The following is a 4,164-nucleotide window of genomic DNA, read 5'->3' on the forward strand; positions in this document are numbered from 1 at the left end:
CCCTAAGACCACATCCCCATACCTTAAACATATATCCATCCTCCCGGAGCCTATAGCGTATTCCCGCTCTAAGCTCCCACCACCATTAACAACCCGGTGTAAAAATGCCATTAATACTAAGTGGGGAGCAATTTCTGGGTAAGGGGTACTTTTAAATAATGGTTCCCCATGTTGTCGCCAAAAGTCTAAAAATAAGTCTAATAATTTTTCTGGGATTAATTCACCACTGGCACTCAACCATTCAGGTTCAATCACCCCTAAGGACATAATGGGAGTATAGGCTAAAACTTTAGGTAAAACTTCTCTATATATGGGGTTGGCAATTTCTAAACCTCTGATGGGATGATAGCGACACAATCCTAAATCTAGGAGAAAACGAATATCATCATTAGGCACATCTGGCAATTCTTCCCCAGCTAACATGGGTTGAATAATTGCCTTAACTCTATCTTCTCGCAGTCGCTCTGCTAAACTATCTAAGTGGGTGTCTTGTCTTTGAATTAAGATATCTTTAGCTTGATTGATTAAATCTACTGTGATGGGAATGTTGGTATCTTCTGCTAAATATTCTGTAACTTGACGGGCGATCGCATTAACTAACCAAGGTTGACCCTGGGTTAAATAGTAGGCGTGATTAATGGCTTCGGGGGTGAAAATTTGCCCCGTGGCTTGGGTGTGTTGTGCGTATAGATTCCTTACATCTTCCAAAGTAAAATTATTTAAAGTTAAAGACTCTACCTTAATATTAAAGGGGCTAGAGGTATTTAATCTATCGCTACCACCAGAGGCTACCTTATAATCACGTACATCCCGCATCCCGATTAACGCCACACATTGGGGGAAACATTGGGGGCGACTAGGATAACCGGAGCGTAATTGTCGCAGTACAGAAATTAAAGTTTCATCACTTAAAGCGTCAATTTCATCTAAGAATACCACCAGGGGTAAGGGTGAATCAGTTGCCCAAGTACTTAAAAATGTGCCAATTTGGGATCCAGTACCTACTTCTGTCCATGTAGTGGGCTGTAGATTGGCTGGTAGGTGAAATTAACCGACTGTTTCCACTCATCTAAAATTGCCCTTTCAGCAGTTCCCGGCTCATGGGGAAATACTGCGCCCACTTCTAAGGATAGTAAGACCGCGGTGTACTTGCCACTGGCTGTTAACTCCTGTGCTAAGGTGAGCATGGCAGTGGTTTTACCGGTTTGTCTGGGTCAATGGATAACAAAGTAATTCTCTTGCTCAATCAGGCGTTTTAACTCTGGTAACCGCTGACTTGTGGGTAAGGTATAGTGGATATTTGGCTTACAAGGGCCAGCAGTATTAAACCATTTAGTCATAATAGTTTATGTATAGCTTGATTTGATTATAACTTCCATGATTGTTGACTGTTAACTGTTGACGGTTGACCGTTGACAGGTCAGAAGTATTAATAGTCAACAGCGATCTGCACTTCGGCTCAAGCCGAGTGCAAGCTTTAGCAGCAGCGCTGGTGCGATCGCCCACGGATAACACCTACTGTGGACACTGGGTAAAATATCCGCGATTTCTGAGAAAAGTTTGGATATTAAGGGCGCTCGCCTTGATTGGATGTGAATATGATTTATCTTCTCAAATATCTATAGATAGATGACATAATTACCCCAATAGTATCACTGATTTGGCAATATAAAGCCTTTCCTGGCGATAAGGAAAATATATTATATACCCCTGGCTGACTTCTCTAATAAGTCCGGTATTCTAGTATTGTCTCTACTCAAAACTATTTAATTTAACTCCCCAGGCTGGATTCGAACCAGCGACCAATCGATTAACAGTCGATCGCTCTACCGCTGAGCTACTGAGGAACGCTCACAAGTAATAATCTTAAACCCAACATATAGAATTTGGCAAGTGTTTTACCAAACTTTTTTTTTGTAGATATTTAATTATGATCACACCGCAGCCCAAACCCTTACCAGTACAGGGTTATCGCCCTTTAGACTCCATGGGCTACTATAACCCCATTCTCAACTGAGCTAATCGTTGGCGTGCTTTGGCATCAATGGAATTGGCTAAAAACCGACCTTTGGGTTGTTTGGGTTTTTGATATTTATCTCGCATCCGAGAAATTGTACCTTGCACGTCACTACAAAGCTGTTGTGCAGACAACAATTCAGCCCCATAGCCCTGAACTATCAACTGTTGGGCGCGGTCAGATGTGGCCACAATTACCCGATTAATCAGAGACTGCGCTTTTTGCTCCCGTAGAGATGCACAGGATTTTTCAATATAAGTGTCTGCGGTTTGTCCAAAGTCAGTGTAATGAACTGATAACAGTTCCGTAATCATTTCTTGATTAGTAGGAGCTTTATGATGTTGGGCATCAAAAATTATTTGAGTGTTATAACCTAGAAACGAGCTGTAACTAGTCATTACTTCGACTAGTTCCCCGCGTGCAGCCTCTAGTCCTGAATGATCACGGGTTTTTTTCAGGCAAGGCCAAGCGCCAATTATATTGTAGCCGTCCACTAACAAGACAGCGGGTAGTAAGGAACGATGCATGGTATTTAATCACAGTTATCTAGAGTTAACAAAATTCATTCATAAATTTCATGGTAATTGAAATATTACTTGTAACTCTATGTTACAAACCATTAAAAAATTGCATCAGATGATAGGATTTCACTGCAAAAAGCTTGCTCAAACAGAAACGCGCCGGATCAAGGCGCGTCTCAATTGTTAGTAACTATTCAGAAAAAGGCATGGGAGGAAATGGGTATTTAAATTGATCCATTATCCATTGTCATCAACCTTTGCTTCAGACGCTGAGGATCACCTTGATCTATTAAACAGCCATTTTGTAGTAGAAAAGCACCGTCACAGTAGTTCAACTCATCTAGGCGATGAGTTACCCACAGAGCCGTCATTCCCCGACTTTTGACTAAACGACTCACACTAGCCACTAACTCTAATTGGCTATCTGGGTCTAAGAGGGCTGTCGGTTCATCTAAGAGTAAAATTTCACAACGCCGCGCGATCGCGCCGGCGATCGCCACTCGTTGTTTTTGTCCCCCACTCAAAGCATAAATAGGGCGTAGTTGCAGGGTAGACAAATTCACCGACTTCAACGCCTCCTCAACCCTTGTCCTCACCGTCGCCGGGGGTAACTTTTCTTCTACCAGTCCAAAAGCCACATCAGCACCCACAGTTGGCATTACCAATTGATGATCAGGATTTTGAAACACAAAGCCAACGGGTTCTAGAACCTTAATCTCACCGGACTGAGGAGCCAATAGCCCCGCCAGTAGTCGGAGTAATGTAGATTTACCGCTGCCATTTGTACCCAAAAGCATCCAAAATTCACCTATAGGTACTTCCAGAGAACAAGATTGGATTGCCTTCGCGCCATTAGGCCAACTAAAATTTAAATTCTTGACCTCAATGCCAAATTCTGACATTTTCATACCCTAGTTATTCAGAAGCAGTGAGGGCAAAAAAGCCTGGTGGTCTACCACTGCTAGTAGTTGTACCATCTTTCTGAACAATCTGGACTCCAGAAATTTCACTTGTACGCACAGCAATTTTCTTTTCTGTCTTACCCTCACATTTAAGTTCCACGATGTCAGGGTTACCAGAGCGCATAGCGGCCAAAATTAGCTGATAGATAGCTTCAGCATCCTCTTGTGTCTTACGTTGTACAGATATGGGGAAGGCTGTATTTCTGATGCTTAGGTCAATGGTAAACATTTAGGATTAGTCCAACGTAACTGTAGGACTCATTTTAGCGTTAGCACATGGGGAATTGGGAATGGCGAATTAGTCGCCGTGGTCAACCCTCAACCCTCTGAGGGCTTTTTTGGCAAAAAATAAAATTTAATCCAGAATTAACTAGAAAAAGTCATCATTTGCACTTATAATTATGAGAGTCAGTAAAAATTTGTAAACTAGATTGACAATCTGGTAAACTATCTGCATAAAGATGGCTGTCAAAAGCTGATCTATAAGCAGACCTGTACTTATAAACATTTGGAGATTCGTTCTAATGACCATCGCAGTTGGACGTGCCCCCAGTACAAGAGGGTGGTTTGACGCTTTAGACGACTGGTTAAAGCGCGATCGCTTCGTATTCGTAGGCTGGTCAGGGATATTATTATTCCCCTGCGCTTACCTAGCACTAGGCGG

4 protein-coding genes, 1 tRNA gene and 2 pseudogenes are annotated in these 4,164 nt (G+C 42.4%); 2 read left to right on the top strand and 5 right to left on the bottom strand.

What is annotated here, in order from left to right:
- Positions 1 to 1,340, bottom strand: a pseudogene (locus PN447_RS00225) (ATP-binding protein); the annotation flags it as partial.
- Between the two features lie 65 nt (positions 1,341 to 1,405).
- Here PN447_RS00225 and PN447_RS00235 point away from each other — a divergent pair.
- The gene (locus PN447_RS00235; RefSeq protein ID WP_271759976.1) at positions 1,406 to 1,633 is read left to right on the top strand and encodes a hypothetical protein; all 228 of its coding nucleotides are present in this window, start codon (positions 1,406 to 1,408) and stop codon (positions 1,631 to 1,633) included.
- A gap of 142 nt (positions 1,634 to 1,775) precedes the next feature.
- On the opposite strand, the gene PN447_RS00240 is transcribed toward PN447_RS00235, so the two are convergent.
- From PN447_RS00240 to PN447_RS00255, 4 genes are all read right to left on the bottom strand, one after another.
- Positions 1,776 to 1,847: transfer RNA gene (locus PN447_RS00240), tRNA-Asn, on the bottom strand.
- Positions 1,848 to 1,995: 148 nt separating this feature from the next.
- Positions 1,996 to 2,544, bottom strand: a complete 549-nt coding sequence (locus PN447_RS00245) for an NYN domain-containing protein (RefSeq protein ID WP_271759977.1) — start codon at positions 2,542 to 2,544, stop codon at positions 1,996 to 1,998.
- A 218-nt stretch (positions 2,545 to 2,762) separates the two neighbouring features.
- Positions 2,763 to 3,440 carry an ABC transporter ATP-binding protein gene (locus PN447_RS00250; RefSeq protein WP_271759978.1) on the bottom strand — a complete coding sequence of 226 codons (678 nt, stop codon included), beginning with the start codon at positions 3,438 to 3,440 and terminating at the stop codon, positions 2,763 to 2,765.
- A 13-nt stretch (positions 3,441 to 3,453) separates the two neighbouring features.
- The gene (locus PN447_RS00255; protein ID WP_271759979.1) at positions 3,454 to 3,729 is read right to left on the bottom strand and encodes a hypothetical protein; all 276 of its coding nucleotides are present in this window, start codon (positions 3,727 to 3,729) and stop codon (positions 3,454 to 3,456) included.
- 295 nt (positions 3,730 to 4,024) lie between these two features.
- Here PN447_RS00255 and PN447_RS00260 point away from each other — a divergent pair.
- A pseudogene (locus PN447_RS00260) lies at positions 4,025 to 4,164 on the top strand (photosystem II D2 protein (photosystem q(a) protein)); the annotation flags it as partial.

Source organism: Anabaena sp. CS-542/02 (assembly GCF_028331085.1).
GTDB classification, from domain to species: Bacteria; Cyanobacteriota; Cyanobacteriia; order Cyanobacteriales; family Nostocaceae; genus Anabaenopsis; species Anabaenopsis arnoldii.